This window comes from Streptomyces sp. NPDC088553 (assembly GCF_044752965.1).
GTDB lineage: Bacteria > Actinomycetota > Actinomycetes > Streptomycetales > Streptomycetaceae > Streptomyces.
Window position 1 is genome coordinate 31,193 of record NZ_JBIVMG010000016.1, and the last position, 15,111, is coordinate 46,303.

At 73.5% G+C, this 15,111-nt stretch carries 16 protein-coding genes; 4 read left to right on the forward strand and 12 right to left on the reverse strand.

Annotated features, from left to right (window positions below; genetic code table 11):
- Window positions 1-27: 27 nt before the first annotated feature.
- Window positions 28-696: a response regulator transcription factor gene (locus tag ACIP8Z_RS36070; protein WP_055604269.1), complete on the reverse strand. Its 669-nt coding sequence runs from the start codon at window positions 694-696 to the stop codon at window positions 28-30.
- The gene (locus tag ACIP8Z_RS36075; protein WP_402090956.1) at window positions 693-1,964 is read right to left on the reverse strand and encodes a sensor histidine kinase; all 1,272 of its coding nucleotides are present in this window, start codon (window positions 1,962-1,964) and stop codon (window positions 693-695) included. Before ACIP8Z_RS36075 ends, ACIP8Z_RS36070 begins: the two co-directional genes overlap by 4 nt.
- Window positions 1,965-2,035: 71 nt before the next feature.
- Here ACIP8Z_RS36075 and ACIP8Z_RS36080 point away from each other — a divergent pair, with 71 nt between their 5' ends.
- Window positions 2,036-2,458, forward strand: coding sequence for a hypothetical protein (locus ACIP8Z_RS36080; RefSeq protein WP_402090958.1), 423 nt, complete (start codon window positions 2,036-2,038; stop codon window positions 2,456-2,458).
- On the opposite strand, the gene ACIP8Z_RS36085 is transcribed toward ACIP8Z_RS36080, so the two are convergent.
- Window positions 2,455-4,215, reverse strand: a complete 1,761-nt coding sequence (locus tag ACIP8Z_RS36085; RefSeq protein WP_402090959.1) for an IucA/IucC family protein — start codon at window positions 4,213-4,215, stop codon at window positions 2,455-2,457. The two genes, ACIP8Z_RS36080 and ACIP8Z_RS36085, sit on opposite strands and share 4 nt — an antisense overlap.
- A 47-nt stretch (window positions 4,216-4,262) precedes the next feature.
- Between ACIP8Z_RS36085 and ACIP8Z_RS36090 the strand changes: the two genes are divergently transcribed.
- On the forward strand, window positions 4,263-5,804 hold the full coding sequence (locus tag ACIP8Z_RS36090; protein WP_402090961.1) for an IucA/IucC family protein: 1,542 nt from the start codon (window positions 4,263-4,265) through the stop codon (window positions 5,802-5,804).
- 98 nt (window positions 5,805-5,902) lie between these two features.
- Here ACIP8Z_RS36090 and ACIP8Z_RS36095 read toward each other — a convergent pair whose 3' ends face one another.
- The 3 genes from ACIP8Z_RS36095 to ACIP8Z_RS36105 all read right to left on the reverse strand — a co-directional run bounded on the left by ACIP8Z_RS36095 (window position 5,903) and on the right by ACIP8Z_RS36105 (window position 7,979).
- Window positions 5,903-6,415, reverse strand: a complete 513-nt coding sequence (locus ACIP8Z_RS36095) for a DUF3291 domain-containing protein (RefSeq protein WP_402090963.1) — start codon at window positions 6,413-6,415, stop codon at window positions 5,903-5,905.
- Window positions 6,416-6,447: 32 nt separating this feature from the next.
- On the reverse strand, window positions 6,448-7,173 hold the full coding sequence (locus tag ACIP8Z_RS36100) for a helix-turn-helix transcriptional regulator (RefSeq protein WP_402090965.1): 726 nt from the start codon (window positions 7,171-7,173) through the stop codon (window positions 6,448-6,450).
- A 200-nt stretch (window positions 7,174-7,373) separates the two neighbouring features.
- Window positions 7,374-7,979, reverse strand: coding sequence for a GPP34 family phosphoprotein (locus ACIP8Z_RS36105; RefSeq protein ID WP_402090967.1), 606 nt, complete (start codon window positions 7,977-7,979; stop codon window positions 7,374-7,376).
- Window positions 7,980-8,469: 490 nt separating this feature from the next.
- On the opposite strand from ACIP8Z_RS36105, the gene recA reads away from it, so the two are divergent.
- Both recA and recX read left to right on the forward strand, forming a co-directional pair.
- Window positions 8,470-9,600, forward strand: a complete 1,131-nt coding sequence (recA, locus tag ACIP8Z_RS36110; RefSeq protein ID WP_402090969.1) for a recombinase RecA — start codon at window positions 8,470-8,472, stop codon at window positions 9,598-9,600.
- A 4-nt stretch (window positions 9,601-9,604) separates the two neighbouring features.
- Window positions 9,605-10,171: a recombination regulator RecX gene (gene recX / locus ACIP8Z_RS36115; RefSeq protein ID WP_030325669.1), complete on the forward strand. Its 567-nt coding sequence runs from the start codon at window positions 9,605-9,607 to the stop codon at window positions 10,169-10,171.
- Window positions 10,172-10,210: 39 nt separating this feature from the next.
- Here the strand turns inward: recX and ACIP8Z_RS36120 are convergent, their stop codons facing one another.
- From ACIP8Z_RS36120 to ACIP8Z_RS36145, 6 genes are all read right to left on the reverse strand, one after another.
- A complete protein-coding gene (locus ACIP8Z_RS36120; RefSeq protein WP_402090971.1) occupies window positions 10,211-10,627 on the reverse strand; it encodes a rhodanese-like domain-containing protein in 417 nt (138 codons plus the stop codon).
- Window positions 10,624-11,097, reverse strand: coding sequence for a cysteine dioxygenase (locus ACIP8Z_RS36125; RefSeq protein WP_402091157.1), 474 nt, complete (start codon window positions 11,095-11,097; stop codon window positions 10,624-10,626). Before ACIP8Z_RS36125 ends, ACIP8Z_RS36120 begins: the two co-directional genes overlap by 4 nt.
- A gap of 259 nt (window positions 11,098-11,356) precedes the next feature.
- Window positions 11,357-11,443 carry a putative leader peptide gene (locus tag ACIP8Z_RS36130; RefSeq protein WP_311605579.1) on the reverse strand — a complete coding sequence of 29 codons (87 nt, stop codon included), beginning with the start codon at window positions 11,441-11,443 and terminating at the stop codon, window positions 11,357-11,359.
- A gap of 32 nt (window positions 11,444-11,475) precedes the next feature.
- Window positions 11,476-13,245 carry an FAD-dependent monooxygenase gene (locus ACIP8Z_RS36135; protein WP_402090973.1) on the reverse strand — a complete coding sequence of 590 codons (1,770 nt, stop codon included), beginning with the start codon at window positions 13,243-13,245 and terminating at the stop codon, window positions 11,476-11,478.
- Between the two features lie 193 nt (window positions 13,246-13,438).
- Window positions 13,439-14,329 carry an amino acid ABC transporter permease gene (locus ACIP8Z_RS36140; protein ID WP_402090975.1) on the reverse strand — a complete coding sequence of 297 codons (891 nt, stop codon included), beginning with the start codon at window positions 14,327-14,329 and terminating at the stop codon, window positions 13,439-13,441.
- The gene (locus ACIP8Z_RS36145; RefSeq protein ID WP_402090977.1) at window positions 14,326-15,000 is read right to left on the reverse strand and encodes an amino acid ABC transporter permease; all 675 of its coding nucleotides are present in this window, start codon (window positions 14,998-15,000) and stop codon (window positions 14,326-14,328) included. Before ACIP8Z_RS36145 ends, ACIP8Z_RS36140 begins: the two co-directional genes overlap by 4 nt.
- Window positions 15,001-15,111: the final 111 nt, after the last annotated feature.

Genomic DNA, 15,111 nt, shown 5'->3' on the forward strand with positions numbered 1-15,111 from the left:
GCACGTCGCCGAGGGGCCGGCCCTCGGTCAGGCCAGCCAGCCCGGCGTGATCATCCCCGACTCGTACGCCAGGATCACCAGCTGTGCCCGGTCCCGGACGGCCAGCTTGGTCATGATCCTGCTGACATGGGTCTTCGCGGTCGCGGGGGACAGGACGAGGCGGCCGGCGATCTCGTCGTTCGAGAGCCCGGCACCCACCAGGCCGAGGACCTCGCGCTCCCGCTCGGTGAGGGCGTTGAGCCGGGGGCTCGGATCCGGCTGCCGGTCGGCACGGCCCGCGAACTCGGCGATCAGACGGCGGGTCACGGCCGGGGCGATCAGGGCGTCGCCGCGCGCCACGACCCGTACCGCGTGCAGCAGTTCCATCGGCTCGGTGTCCTTCACCAGGAAGCCCGACGCGCCCGCCCGGAGCGCCCCGTACACATGGTCGTCCGCGTCGAAGGTGGTCAGGATGACGACCCGTACCCCTTCGAGCCGTTCGTCGGCGGTGATGCGGCGAGTGGCTTCGAGGCCGTCGAGGACCGGCATGCGGATGTCCATCAGGACCACGTCCGGGCGCAGTTCGCGGGCGAGCGCGATCGCCTGCTCCCCGTCCCCGGCCTCTCCGACGACCTGGAGGTCCTCCTCGTCGGAGAGGATCGACCGGAAGCCGGCCCGGACCAGGGTCTGGTCGTCGGCGAGCACGACACGGATCATCGGGGGTCCCTCTCGGACTTGGCGCTGTCGGAGGCAGTGGTTTTATCGGAGGCAGTGGGTTCAGGTGTGCCGGGTGGTGAGAGCGGCAGTCGCGCGTCCACCAGGAAACCGCCGTCGTCCCCATTCCGGGCGGTCAGCTCGCCGCCGAACGCACGGGCCCGCTCGGCCATGCCCCGGACACCGCTGCCGAGGGGACGACCCTCCGGTGCGCCCTCGCCGTCGTCCGCGATCCGCAGCCGCACCGCGTCCGCTCCCCAGTCGAGGGTGATGCGGACGGTCCTCGCGCCCGCGTGGCGGGTGACGTTCGTCAGCGACTCCTGCACGATCCGGTACGCGGCCAGGTCGACGGGCGGCGGCAGGGGCACGGGCGTGCCCGTGACGTCCGTACGGACATCGAGACCGGCACTACGCGCGCGTGCGGCGAGATCGCCGAGGAGCGCGAGACCCGAGGAGGACGGGTCCGTGGACGTCGGCTCGTCGGCGCTGCGCAGCACCCCGAGGGTGGCCCGCAGCTCGCGCAGCGCGTCCTTGCTGGTGGCCTTCACCGCCTCCAGGGCCTCGGTGGCGGTGGCGAGCCCGGCCTCCGGGGCGGGCCCCTTGCCGAGGCGGTGGAGCGCGGCACCCGACTGGACGTTGATCAGCGAGATGCTGTGGCCGAGCACGTCGTGCACCTCCCTGGCGATCCGCAGCCGCTCCTCGGTGGCGCTCTGCCGGGCCCGGGCCTCCTGCTCCCGCTCGGCGGCCAGCGCCCGCTGCTCCACCTCGTGCAGATAGGCGATCCGGGTGCGCTGGGCCCGGCCCACCGCGACGAGGCTGATCAGCCAGCCGGCCAGCATGACGAGCGAGGTGTCGTCGATCTGCCGGTGCCCCGGCCGCTGCCGGATCTCGCCGAGCCCTACCGCGAGGAGGGTGACGGCGGCCAGCGCGACGGCGGCGGCGAAGCGGCCCTCCGCGGCGGTCGTGTAGAGCGCGAGCGCGAAGGCGATCATCAGCGGGCCGTCCTGGGCGGACAGCGGGTAGTAGACGACGCAGGCGAGCAGCGTGATGACGGAGACGGCGACCGGCTGCCGTCGCCTGAAGTACAGGGCTCCGCACCCGATCAGGATCAGGACCCAGCCGAGCACCGTACGGACGGCGGGCTCGCTCGCGTAGCGCGCGGAGACGAGCGTCCAGACGGCGACGACGAGCAGGACGGCACCCGCCACGACGGCATCGGCGGCCCGCGGCGAAAGACGCCCGCCGCCCGGGGAACGGAGGGGGAGGGGCATGCGTCGAAGGATAGGCGGGGGACGGTTCGTGGGGGCGGCCGCGTGCGGGCCGGCGGGCTTGGGGGGCTTCGATGATGTTCGGGTACTCGGACGAGTGGTGGGCGCTGCTGTTCGTGCCCGTGGTGCTGTGGGTGCCGTTCGGGCCCTTCGTCATGGCTGCCATGGGGGTGTGGTGCGGCCGGCGGCCCGGGTGGTGGCCGCGGCTGTGGTCGGTGCTGCTGCCGCTGGTGCCGGTCGCGGTCTCGGCGACGGTGATCATCCTGCCCACGGACAGGTGGGACGATCCCCAGCACGGTGAGGACCTGCTCGGCTACGTCCTCGTGTACGTCCTGGGGATCACCGTGCTGCCCTGGGTGCTGGGGTACGGGATCACTCGGGTGGTACGGGCGGTACGGGCGCGTCGCGGGCGCGGGCGCGGGCGCGGGCGGGGCCAGGGTGAGGGGGAGGGTGAGCACCCGGGCCCGCGTCCGGACCACGGCCGTACCGAGTCCTAGGTGGTCATGAGGGGGTTGGGCACCGGGAGGTAGTGGGGCGCGGTGCCCTCCGCGCGGAGCCAGCGGGAGAGCAGGTTGGCCTTGCCGGGGACGGTGGGGGAGTCGAGCAGGGCCTTGATGTCGGGGAGCGCGGGCAGTCGGCCGCCCCGCTCGAACTCGGCGCGGGCCATGGCCCACAGCGCGGGGGCGGAACCCGGGAAGCGGTGGGTGAGGGCGCCGGCGATCTCGGAGAGGTTGTTGACGACGAGGCAGTACACGAGCCGCCGCCAGGCCGCCGTTCGGGGCATCTCGGGGATCGTCTTGGCGCCCTCCGCGTCACGGAAGACGGACTGGACGGGGATGCCGTGGGCGTCCACGGCGATCAGGGTGTTCTGCAGGTGGCACTCCACGACGACGCCGAAGCGGGCGAACGCCTCCAGGACGGGGGCCACGACGCACCGCAGATACGCCGCCCACCAGGGCCGGGGGTCGGCGATCCGGTCGAGGGGGTTCCCGGGGAAGCCCTCCGCGAGCGCGGCGGTCAGCACGGCGGTCGAGCCGGGGGCCAGGTGCCGGTCGAGGCCGTCCCGGACGAGGACGGCGCAGGTCTCGAAGAGACCGTCCACCGTGCGGTAGCCACGGTCGCTGAGCCAGGACGCCGGGCCGTCCATGGCGGCGAAGGCGGCGGTCACGACGGGGTCGGTGCGGCGGACGTGGAGCAGCTCGTGGCGTCGCATCCGCCGGATGTCGTTGGTGATCCGGACGTCGAGACTGAACTTGAGGAACATGTCCCCGGTCCCGGTGGTCCGCGCATCCTCCCCGGGAAGGTGCAGGGTGCGGACCGACGCGGTCGGCCGGGCGGCCCTGGGCGTGACACCGAGGCGGACGAGGCGGCCTTCGGCGAAGGCGGCACGCACGCGCGTGGCGCGGTCGGAGAGGGCGAGCTGCCAGGGGTGGGCGGGTAGCAGGCGGTAGCCCGGGGGCGCCACGCCGAGGGTGTCCAGGGCTCGGGTGTCACCGTCCTCGACCAGCGCGTCCTCGCGTACGCCGAGCAGGACGAGCGGGAACCGGGCGTACGCCTCGGGCGCGTAACGCAGCCAGTCGGCGGCCGGGCCCTCGCCCATGCGCGCCTTGGGGGCCGGGTGGTACGGGTGGCCCATCACCAGCGCCTGTTCGGAGCGCAGCCAGGGGTCCTCGGGCGGCGCCACGCGGGCGCGTACGGCGAGCACGGCCTGGACGGCGGTGCGGCTGGCGGCCATCTCGGCGGCCAGGGCGGGGTTGGCGCGGCCGGTGGAGGCGTACATCTCCCGCACGGCGAGGTCGACGAGCTCCGCGTGACGGAGGATCCGCCAGGAACGGCCCGTCCACAGTTCGGGGTCGGAGGGGCGGTGGCCGGGGCGGACGCGCAGGAGGCGGCCGCTGACGCGCAGGCGATGGACGGCGTACGGGGTGGTGCCGCCATTTCGGGGCGGGCACGCGGGCGTGTGCGCGGGCAGGCCTGTCGGTGGGTCTGTCGGTGGGGCCGTGGGTGGTCCTGCGGATTGAACCGCGGAGGGGTCTGTCGGCGGGTCCGTCGGCTGTCCCGCCGACGGATTCGCGAATGGGTCCGTGCGGGCCCCCACCACCGGGTCCTTCGGTGGGTGCGTGCGGGCCTCCACCACCGGGTCCGTCGGTGGATCCGTGCGGGCCTCCACCACCGGGTCCGCGGCCTCCCGGAGCAGGCAGTTGAGCAGGGGCGTCACCGCCAGTGCGTCGGCGGTCCGCGCGAGTGTGTTCATCGTCTTCAGTATGTGTGGATCGCGTTCGACCGCGATAGAACAACCCTATGTGCCGAACCGTCGCGGAGCGGGCTCTGGCCGCCGAGCTGGACGTCGAACGCCCGGGGCTCACGGCCGCGTACGCGGCGGAGCTTCCCGGCGCCCGGGCGGCCGTGCTGACCCGGCTGTGGCGGGGGCTCGTGCACGAGCCGCTTCCCTGGGTCGCCGCACGGACACCCGACCGCGAAGGCGTCACCCTGCGTCTGGCGGACGGGCGGCGCCTGCGCGGGCCGCACTCGGATCCCTGGGCGACGACGGCGTCGGTGTCCGGACTCGACCTCGCCGGCGTCCGGTACGACCATCCGGCTGACCTGATGGCGGCCCTGGCCGTTCCGGAAGGCGCGCGCCTGGCCGTCGAGCTCGACCACAGCGTCGCGTCGCTGGCCCTCTCCCGGACCGCCCCCCGGCGAACGGCGCCGCCCGTCCACCCGTGGGAGTGGGAGCAGGGCGAGACCGACGGGCACCCGTACCATCCGGGCTGCCGCTCCCGGCCCGGTTTCTCCGCCGCCGAGCAGCTCGCGTACGCCCCCGAACACCGGCCCGTGGTGTCCCTGCGGCTCGCCCCGGTCGCGGGTGCGGCGGTGTCGTTGTCGGGGGAATGGCCGCGCGAACTGCGCGACGGCTCCTCCGTGCTGATCCCCGTCCACCCCTGGCAGGCCCGGCACGTGCTGACCGGCCTGCCGCTGCGGCCCGGCCCCGACGCCCACCCGCTGTTGTCGCTGCGGACGCTCGACCTGGGCGGCGACCGGCACGTCAAGACCTCGCTGACCACGCAACTCACGTCCACCGTGCGGGACATCTCGGCGTACACCGTCACCCACTCCCTCGCGACGTCCGCGTTCGTCGAGGGGCTCGCCCGTCGGCTCGACGGCCGGCTGCGCATCGCCCGTACCGTCGCGGCGGCGGGGGCGGGAACGGCCGATCTGGCGGCGCTCCTGCGCGAGTCGCCGCACGTGCACGCGGACCCGGCGGCCGGGGAGCGGGTCGTTCCGGTGGCGGCCCTGCCCGCGCTGCTCGCGGCCCGCCCGGCGGGTGAACGGCTCGACCGCGTCATCGAGTTCGCGCGGCTCGCCCTCGGCGTCTGTCTGGAGCTGCTCGACCTCGGGGTGGCCCTGGAGGCGCACGGCCAGAACCTGCTCGCCGTCGTCGACGCCGACGACCGGACCCGCCGCCTCGTCTACCGGGACCTCGCCGACATCCGCATCAGCCCCGCCCGCCTCGCCCGGCACGGCGTCCCGGCTCCGCCCGTCAGCGGCCGCCTCCTGAACGACGACCCCGCCGTGCTCCGCCGCAAGGTCCTCGGCAGCCTGGTCACCGGCGCGCTCGGCCCGCTGGCTGGCGACGCGCCGACCCTCGGCACGGTCCTGGAGACGGCCACCCGTGACCTCGCCGCCACCCCGGATCTGCACGCCCTGCGGACGGAGCCGCTCCCGGCGAAGGCGCTCACGCTGATGCGGCTGGCCGCGGCGGGCGGCGGGGGCGGGGATCTGTGGACGGCGCTGCCGAACCCCTCGGAGGACGGGCGGGGCGGCGACCGTCGTCACCGGTGACCGTCGTGACCGACCGTCGTGGGGCCGGCCGTCGTGGGGCCGACCGTCGTGGGACCCACCGCCTTCGGACCGACCGTCCTCGGGCTGCCGTAGCCGCTTCAGCTGCCGCGGGACTCCTCGGCGGGTGCCGTCTCCATCTGCTGTGCGGCCTCGGCGGCGCTGAAGGAGGAGGCGAAGGTGAACGCCCGCGGGGACGGGCCGTTCGCCCGTAGATCCGCCAGCCGCTCCACGGCCTCCTCGACGCTCGGGACGTGTCCGGCGGGGACCCACCACAGCACCAGGTGCGACTCGACGTGCCGTGCGAACCATTCGCGGCGCCGCCGCATCACCTCCAGGTGCCCGCTGCGGTAGGCGAAGTCCCACAGGGCCTCCTGGGTCTCCCAGACCGACAGGTTCACGATGACGTCCTCGCCCGCAGGGCGCAGGGCGGTGGCGTCGGCCGCGCCCTCCTCCACCAGCCGCCACACGAAGCCGGGTGTGCCGTCGGCGGCGGCGTTGACCGGATCGAGGAGCTCGACGAACGGCGCCAGGCGCGGGTCGTCGAGGGGGTGGAGGAGCGTGGCGACGTTGAGTTGGGCGAGGTGGGCGGCGGCGTGCGGGGATGCGGTCATGGCCTCATCCCAGCACGCCGTGGATTTCTATGTCAATGATCGTTGTTTTTAGAAGCCTCCACCACCACGCAGCACTCGCCCGGCCGGGCGTCCATCCGGGCGCGTACGGCGCCGTCCGTGCCCAGGAGGCCCTCCAGGAGCGCGAGGTTCATGCCGCAGACGAGGGGCGGGAAGCGTTCGGCGACGGCGTGGAAGGGGCAGTTGCGCATACGGAGGGTCGCGCCGGCGGCGCGCTCGTGATCCTCGGTGTCCTCGGTGTGCTCGCGATCCTCGGCGTGCTCGGCGGCTTCCAGGCGGGGCTCGTAGCCGCGTGCCGCCAGCGTCTTCATGGCCTCCTCCAGGTCACCGCAGGGCGCCGCCGAGCCGCGCAGCTCCTCGCCCCGGCGGCGTGCGGCCGCGCACAGTCCGGCGTCGAGCCCGGCCTGCTCGGCCGCCTCGGCGAGCAGCTCGGCGGCGGTGCGGTAGTCGCGGGCCGGCAGGGATACCGACCGCTCGGCGTGCGCCCGCGTGTAGACCTTGGCGGGGCGGCCGGCCCCCGGCCCCGAGCGGCCCGTCAGGCGGCGGCTGCCGCTCTCCAGGAGCCCGGCGCCGGCCAGCTTGTCCAGGTGGTGCGCGGCGAGCGTGCGCGCCACCCCGGTGGCCTCGGCGGCCTCGTTGCGCCCGACCTCACGGCCCTGTGCCGCCACGTACTCGTACAGGCGGCGCCGTACCGGATCCTGCAGCATGGCGATCGCGTCGATGTCCTGGGTGTCCTCCATCCGGACATTCTAGGAACAACGCAGGTTGGAGATAGAAGGCGGACGGAAGGCGGGGAGGGCGGGCAGGGCGGACCCGGGGCGAGGGGGAGGCGCCGAGGACAGGATCCGCGACGCCTGGTTCGTCGGCGACACCGTCGTCCGAGGCCGCTACGACGCCGTGACCGGCTTCGACGCCGGGTCGGGGGCGAAGCTCTCGCGGCTCACGGTCCGCGCCAGATGTTGGCGAAGGCGGTGTTCTCGATGGTCCGCCTCTGGCGTACGGCTTCGAGTTCCATCACCGCCTCGTGGACGACGGCGACCACGGTCGTCACCGCCTCGTCGGCGAGGCCGGGCTCGTCGTCGGACCGCCCGCTGTCGATGCCGACGGCCGAGGCGAGGGCGGCCAGGACGGGTTCGCTCTCCTCCCAGCGGTCGGCGGCCCGGCGACTCGCGGACGTGTCGGCCGGTTCCACGCGTTCCGGCCCGAAGGGCAGCAGGCCGCTCCGCTTCCGCGTCAGCTCGCCGGCGCCCTCCAGCGCGGTCCGGTACGTGGTCGAGAGGTCGCGGCCCCGGCGCCACAGCCAGTCCTCGACGAGCTCGTACGGCTCCTCGCGGGAGAGTTCCGCCGCGGCCTCGCCGAGGAGCCGGTCGTCCGGCGCCGACGGCTCGCCCGGCACGATGCGGTCGGCCTCCACGGTGACGGCCCCGGCGCCGAGCAGGTCGATCAGCTCGGCTCCCGCGAGTGCGAGCGACAGGTCCCCCTGGCCCACGGAACGGTCCGGCCTCGGGTCCATGGCGATGATGAACAGGTCTTTCGCCGTGGTCATGAAGGCTCCCCTCGGAGACAGCGACAAAGGTGCGTTCCCGCCTCGCCCGCGGTCAGCCCTGTCCGGAGCCGGCCGGGGCGAGGCGACTGCCACGATCAGTATCGCCCCCGCCCGCGCGTCCGAAGCCCGGCTGCGGGAGGGGGAGTTCCGCCCGGCGGCTGGAAGGGCGGCGGGCAGGGCGAACCGGGCGAAGGCGGCGGACACGTCGGCACGTCGATCCGGCCGCCCCTTCCGGCCCCAGCTGCCGTGACCGCGGGTCGTCGACGGTGAACACGGCGTCGCCGGGCCGTCGCGACACGTCCGCGTGTCACCCGGGGGCGTGCTTGACACTGAAATCGAACATCCATTCTCATGGAAGCCCGGCCCTTGGAATCTCGGGCTTCTCGACGAGTTGTCCACAGGCTGGAGGGGACGTCGGGGCCCATTGTCAGTGGCAGGGGTTAGCGTCTTTCACATGAAGCGATCGACTCAAGCAAACCGGGTGGAACCCATGGCAGGAACCGACCGCGAGAAGGCGCTCGACGCCGCGCTCGCACAGATTGAACGCCAATTCGGCAAGGGCGCCGTGATGCGCATGGGCGACCGCACCCAGGAGCCGATCGAGGTGATCCCGACCGGATCGACCGCCCTCGACATCGCCCTCGGCGTCGGTGGCCTGCCGCGCGGCCGTGTCGTGGAGGTCTACGGCCCGGAGTCCTCCGGCAAGACGACCCTGACCCTGCACGCGGTGGCCAACGCCCAGAAGGCCGGCGGCCAGGTGGCGTTCGTGGACGCCGAGCACGCCCTCGACCCCGAGTACGCCAAGAAGCTCGGCGTCGACATCGACAACCTCATCCTGTCCCAGCCGGACAACGGCGAGCAGGCCCTCGAGATCGTCGACATGCTGGTCCGCTCCGGCGCCCTCGACCTGATCGTCATCGACTCCGTCGCCGCGCTCGTCCCGCGCGCGGAGATCGAGGGCGAGATGGGTGACTCCCACGTCGGTCTCCAGGCCCGACTGATGAGCCAGGCGCTCCGGAAGATCACCAGCGCGCTCAACCAGTCCAAGACCACCGCGATCTTCATCAACCAGCTCCGCGAGAAGATCGGCGTGATGTTCGGCTCGCCGGAGACCACGACCGGTGGCCGCGCCCTGAAGTTCTACGCCTCGGTGCGCCTCGACATCCGCCGCATCGAGACCCTCAAGGACGGCACGGACGCGGTCGGCAACCGCACCCGCGTCAAGGTCGTCAAGAACAAGGTCGCGCCGCCCTTCAAGCAGGCCGAGTTCGACATCCTCTACGGCCAGGGAATCAGCCGCGAGGGCGGTCTGATCGACATGGGCGTGGAGCACGGCTTCGTCCGCAAGGCCGGCGCCTGGTACACGTACGAGGGCGACCAGCTCGGCCAGGGCAAGGAGAACGCCCGCAACTTCCTGAAGGACAACCCCGATCTCGCCGACGAGATCGAGCGGAAGATCAAGGAGAAGCTGGGCGTCGGCGTCCGGCCCGAGGCCGCCAAGGCCGAGACGGCGACGGACGCGGCCGCCGACACCGCCGGCACGGACGACGCCGCCAAGAGCGTCCCGGCACCCGCGAGCAAGACCGCGAAGGCGACCAAGGCCACCGCGGTCAAGAGCTGAACCAGTGACCGGTCGCACCGAATGGCCGGGTGACAGTCCCGACTCGTCGAGGGCCGAGAAGGAGCTGTCACCCCAGGACCCGGCTGAGCGGGCGCGGGCGATCTGCCTGCGCCTGCTCACCGGGAACCCCCGCACGCGCAAGCAGCTCGCCGACGCACTGCGCAAGCGGGAGATCCCCGACGAGGTGGCCGAGGAGGTCCTCTCCCGCTTCGAGGACGTCGGGCTGATCGACGACGCCGCCTTCGCGGGGGCCTGGGTGGAGTCCCGCCACCACGGCCGGGGCCTCGCCCGCCGGGCCCTCGCCCGCGAGCTGCGGACCAAGGGGGTCGAGCCGGCTCTCATCCAGGAGGCGGTGGAGCAGCTCGACTCCGACCAGGAGGAGGCCACCGCGCGGGAGCTCGTCGCCCGCAAGCTGCGCGCCACCCGCGGTCTCGACCGCGACCGGCGCCTGAGACGGCTCGCCGGGATGCTCGCCCGCAAGGGCTATCCGGAGGGCATGGCACTCCGCGTCGTCCGCCAGGCGCTGGAGGCCGAGGGCGAGGACACGGACGGGCTCGACGAGTCCTTCTGATCCCCGGGGGAGATCAGAAGGACGCGTCCCGTCCGGGGCTCAGCCCCGTGTCGTCGGCAGCAGGACCGGGAGGCCCGCCGCCTTCCAGGCCTGGAAGCCGCCGATCAGGTCGGTCGCCCGGTGCAGGCCCAGACGGCGCAGGGACTCGGCCGCGAGGGAGGAGGCGTAGCCCTCGTTGCAGAGGACCACCACCAGCAGGTCGTGACCGGTCGCCTCCGGTGCGCGGTGGCTGCCCTGCGGGTCCAGCCGCCATTCCAGTTCATTGCGCTCCACCACCAGCGCGCCCGGGATCAGACCGTCCCGTTCGCGCAGGGCCGCGTAGCGGGTGTCCACCAGGAGCGCCTCACCCGTCTCGTACGCCTCGTAGGCAGCCCGCGGTTCGATCCGGTCGAGGCCGGACCTGACCTGCTCCAGGAGTTCGTCGATGCCGACGCGGCCTTTGTCGCTGTCGCTCACTGCCAGTCCTCCGGGCGTTCGACCTGCTCGAGACGGAGCACCGCGCCCGTCCGGCTGAAGCGCCGGATCAGCGGGAGCGGCGGGTAGTAGGCGTGCACCGAGACCGCGTGGGTGTCGGGGGACTCGTTGAGCACCTCGTGCACATGGTGACGGCCGAAGGCGCGGCCGCCGCCCTCCCCGAGCCGGCGGGAGCGGTCGAGGCCGTCGGCCAGCTCCAGGGTCTTCCAGCCGCTCGCCGGCAGCCGGACCGCCAGCGCGTTCTCGGTGAGGGTGCCGCGCGCGGTGGCGAAGGCGCCCAGCGACTCGGCGTGGTCGTGCCAGCCCGTGCCCGTGCCGGGCGGCCAGCCGATGAGCCAGGCTTCGCTGCCGCCGGGGCCTTCGAGCCGTACCCAGGTACGGCCCTCGGGGTCGAGCGGCAGGGAGTCGACCAGTTCCCGGTCCGCCGCCGTGCGCCGGACGAAGTCGAGCAGATCGGTCGCCGTCGGGGCGCCGGAGGGCGGGGTGGCGGGAACGCCGGGGGTTTCGGTGGAGGCGCCCGCCGAGGCGCCGGGGGACGCGGCGGTGGAGACGTCCGCCGACGTGTCGACGGAGGCGCTCAGAGGGCGTGCGGGGGCGGGTTGAGACACGGGTGACCGTCCTGGGTTCGCTGAGAGCGCGCGGCGACAGCACGGCACACGGGCGTACCTGGACGTACGGCGGTGGCGGGGCGCGCGCGGGGAAGGGGCGAGATCAGCAGGACGGGCGACACACGCAGCCCGCGTAGCGGACGAGGTCCATATGGACCCTCCGCCACAGGCGCACATCGGTGTCGGTCACGCTCCGGAGTACACCATGCGCGCCGATGGGAATCAATGCATGTCCGCTGTGCGGTCACTCCCCGTGGACACTCCGGCGGCCCCCACCTTCGCCGCGGCCTTCGCTCCGGACTTCGTCCCGGCCTTCGCGCCCGCCTTCGTCCCGGCCTTCGCTCCGGGGCCCGTCCCGGTCTCCGGCACGTCCTCCGACGCGTCGGTCGGCGAGCCGCCGCGGGCCGCGTCCGCCGCCGCGTACAGCCCCTCCGGGTGGACCCCGGCGAAGGCCGCGACGAGATGCCCGTCGGGCCGTACCAGCAGGACGGCGTGGGCGGGGGCGCCCGGGTAGGCCTCCGTGACCAGGACCTCGGCCTTCGCCGGGAGGGCGGCGACCGCCTCTTCCAGCCGGGGCATCACCCCGGCGCCGCGCCAGTGCCGCCGGTCCCACACCCCGGTGCCGGGGGCGACCAGGAGGACCAGGAGACGGCCCTGACCCAGCCGGTCCCGGAGCCGTACGGTCGTGCCGTCCGGGGCGGTCACGCGGACGTCCTCCACCGGGGCGCCCTCCGGGGTGCCGACCGGGGTCCGGCCCTCGGTGTACGGAGGCGCGAGGGGGGAGTGGGGGTACGCCGGGGGCGCGCCGAGCGGGCCGCGCCCCACATGGCCGTCGGTGAGGAGGGCGTCGTGGCCGCGCGCGGCCCCCGGAAGGTACGTCCGCAGACCGCCACCGCCCCGCAGCACCGGCAGCGACTGGTCGGCCCCGCGCAGCCGGTGGGCGACGGCCGCGCGCCGCTCGCTCTGGTAGCTGTCGAGCAGCCGCTCGGAGCCTCCGTGGTGCCAGGTGTGGGCGAGCTTCCAGGCGAGGTTGTCGACGTCCCTGAACCCCTCGTCGAGGCCCTGGGTGCCGACCGCGCCGAGCAGGTGCGCCGCGTCCCCGGCGAGGAGGACGCGGTCGACCCGCCAGCGCCGGGCGAGCCGGTGGTGGAGGGTGTGGACGCCGGTGTCGATGAGTTCGTACGGGGGAGTCACGCCGTCGCACCAGCCGGCCAGGGTCTCGCGGATCCGGGCCACCAGCGCGTCGGGGGTGACGAGGTCGCCCCGGGGAGGCAGCAGCCAGTCGATCCGCCACACCCCGTCGGGCAGCGGGCGGGCGGTGATCTCGTCGGCGGCGCCGCGCCACGGAGGCTGACGGTGCAGCAGGGCCTCGCCGGGCCAGGGGAGTTCGGTGCGGAGCGCGGCGACCGCGTGCCGCTCCACGGCCGTACGGCCCGGGAAGCGGATGCCGAGCAGTTTGCGGACGGTCGAGCGGGCGCCGTCGCAACCGACGAGGTGGCTGCCGCGCCACCAGGTGCCCGCCGGGCCCCGGGTGTGGGCGACGACGCCGTCGCGGTCCTGCTCGATCGTGTCGAGCCGGGCCTCGGTGACGAGCCGGATCAGTTTCTGGTGGGCGATGGCGTCCCGCAGCCCGCGCGCGAGGGCGTGCTGCGGGATGTGCAGCGGCGCGGCCGGGGCGGAGGGTGCGGCGGGGTCCTCGGACCACTCCTCCGTACCGCCGAGTCCCAGGTCGAGGGTGAGATGGCGGACCACCTGGCGGCGGCGCATGCCGCGCCAGCCGACCCAGCGGAAACCCTCGTCACGGAGGGTGGTGCAGCCGAGCCGCTCGACCATCGCGGCCATGTCGGCGCGCAGCACGACGCTGCGCGCGGGGCGTGGTTCGTCCTTGCCCGAGCCCTCGTCGAGGACGACGCTGGGCACGCCCTGCGCGGCGAGCGCGAGGGAGAGCGCGAGGCCGACCGGCCCCGCGCCCACGATGATCACCGGGTCCACGGCGCGGCTCCTGAAGGCCGGACGGTCATGGGGGCAGCACATCTGAGTGTGGCACGAGCCCGGTGCTTGATCACAGACCGTATGCAACCCACTGAGGGTGCTTGCGTCAAGCGACGGGGTGGGCGCGGTGCGGCTGACCTGAAGTCAGTACCGCTCCGGCCCACCCCTGTTGTCCCACGGACCCCTGGAAGGGTCAGGCGCCGCTGACGGCGTCGCTCTTCACCTCGGCGGGTCCGCCCTGGGCGGGGATGGCCGCCGCGGCGGACTTCTTGCCCCGGCGCAGGCGCTTCTCCAGGCGTCCCGCGAGGGCGGTGACAATCGCGTTGAGGGCGATGTAGATCAGCGCGATGACGGTGAACGTGGCGATCGTGTTGGCGCCGTAGTTGGCCGTGATCTGCCGGTTCTGGCTGAGGAGCTCGGTGAAGCCGAGCAGCGCGCCGCCGAGTGCCGTGTCCTTGACGATCACGACCAGCTGGCTGACCAGGGCGGGGAGCATGACGGTGACGGCCTGCGGGAGCAGGACGTACATCATGGTCTGGCCCTTGCGCATGCCGAGCGCCTCGGCCGCGTCGCCCTGGCCGCGCGGCAGCGAGAGCACACCGGCCCGGACGATCTCGGCGATCACCGAGGCGTTGTAGAGCACCAGACCGGTGACGACCGCGTAGAGCGGGCGGAGGTCGGAGCTGACGGTCGTGAACTCCCGGTAGAGGGCGTTCGCGAACACCATCAGGAGCAGCACCGGGATGGCGCGGAAGAACTCAACGACGGCGCCGACGGGGACCCGCACCCAGCGGTGGTCGGAGAGCCGGCCGATACCGAGGAGGGCTCCGAGCGGCAGCGCGATCAGGATGGCGAGACCGGCCGCCTTGAGGGTCTCCGTCAGACCGGGCAGCAGATACGTCGTCCAGACCCGGGAGTCGGTGACGAACGGACTCCACTTGTCGGCGGCCAGCTGGTTCTTGTCGTTGAGGGCAGTCAGGACCCACCACGCCACCAGGGCGAGGACCGCGAGGAACCCGATCGTGAAGAGGAGGTTGCGCCGCTTGGCCCGCGGCCCGGGGGTGTCGTACAGGACGGAACTCATCGCTTCACCGCCAGTCGCTTGGCCGCCCAGCCGAACAACAGGCCGGTCGGAAGGGTGAGAACGATGAAGCCGAAGGCGAAGACGGCGAAGACGGCGAAGAGCGCGTCGGCCTCGTTCTCGATCATCTCCCTCATCAGGAGGGCCGCCTCGGCGGCCCCGATGGCCGCCGCCACGGTGGTGTTCTTCGTGAGGGCGATGAGGACGTTGGCGAGCGGGGCCACCGCCGCGCGGAACGCCTGGGGGAGGACCACCAGGGTCAGGACCTGGAAGAAGCTCAGTCCCAGCGCACGGGCGGCCTCGGCCTGACCGGCCGGCACGGTGTTGATGCCCGAGCGCAGCGCCTCGCAGACGAAGGTGCCGGTGTAGGCGATGAGTCCGAGGATCGCGAGCCGGAAGCCGATGTCCTCGGAGCGGTCCGCGCCGAGCGTGATCCCGAGCGTCTGGTCGAGGCCGAACGAGCAGGCCACGATGACGACGGTCAGCGGCGTGTTGCGGACGAGGTTCACGTACGTGGTGCCGAAGCCCCGCATGAGGGGTACCGGGCTGACTCGCATGGCGGCGAGGGCGGTGCCCCAGATCAGGGAGCCGATCGCCGAGTAGAGGGCGAGCTTCGCCGTCACCCAGAAGGCGCCGAGCAGGTCGTACTGCCCGGAATCAAGAAAGTCGAACACGATGCCCCGCGCTCTCCCCTGGTGGTCGGTCGATGTGGAGGCCGGTGCGTGAGCAGCGGCCGGTGCCGGGGTGACGGCCGCCGTCGAGCGGGGCGGCCGTCACGGACCGGG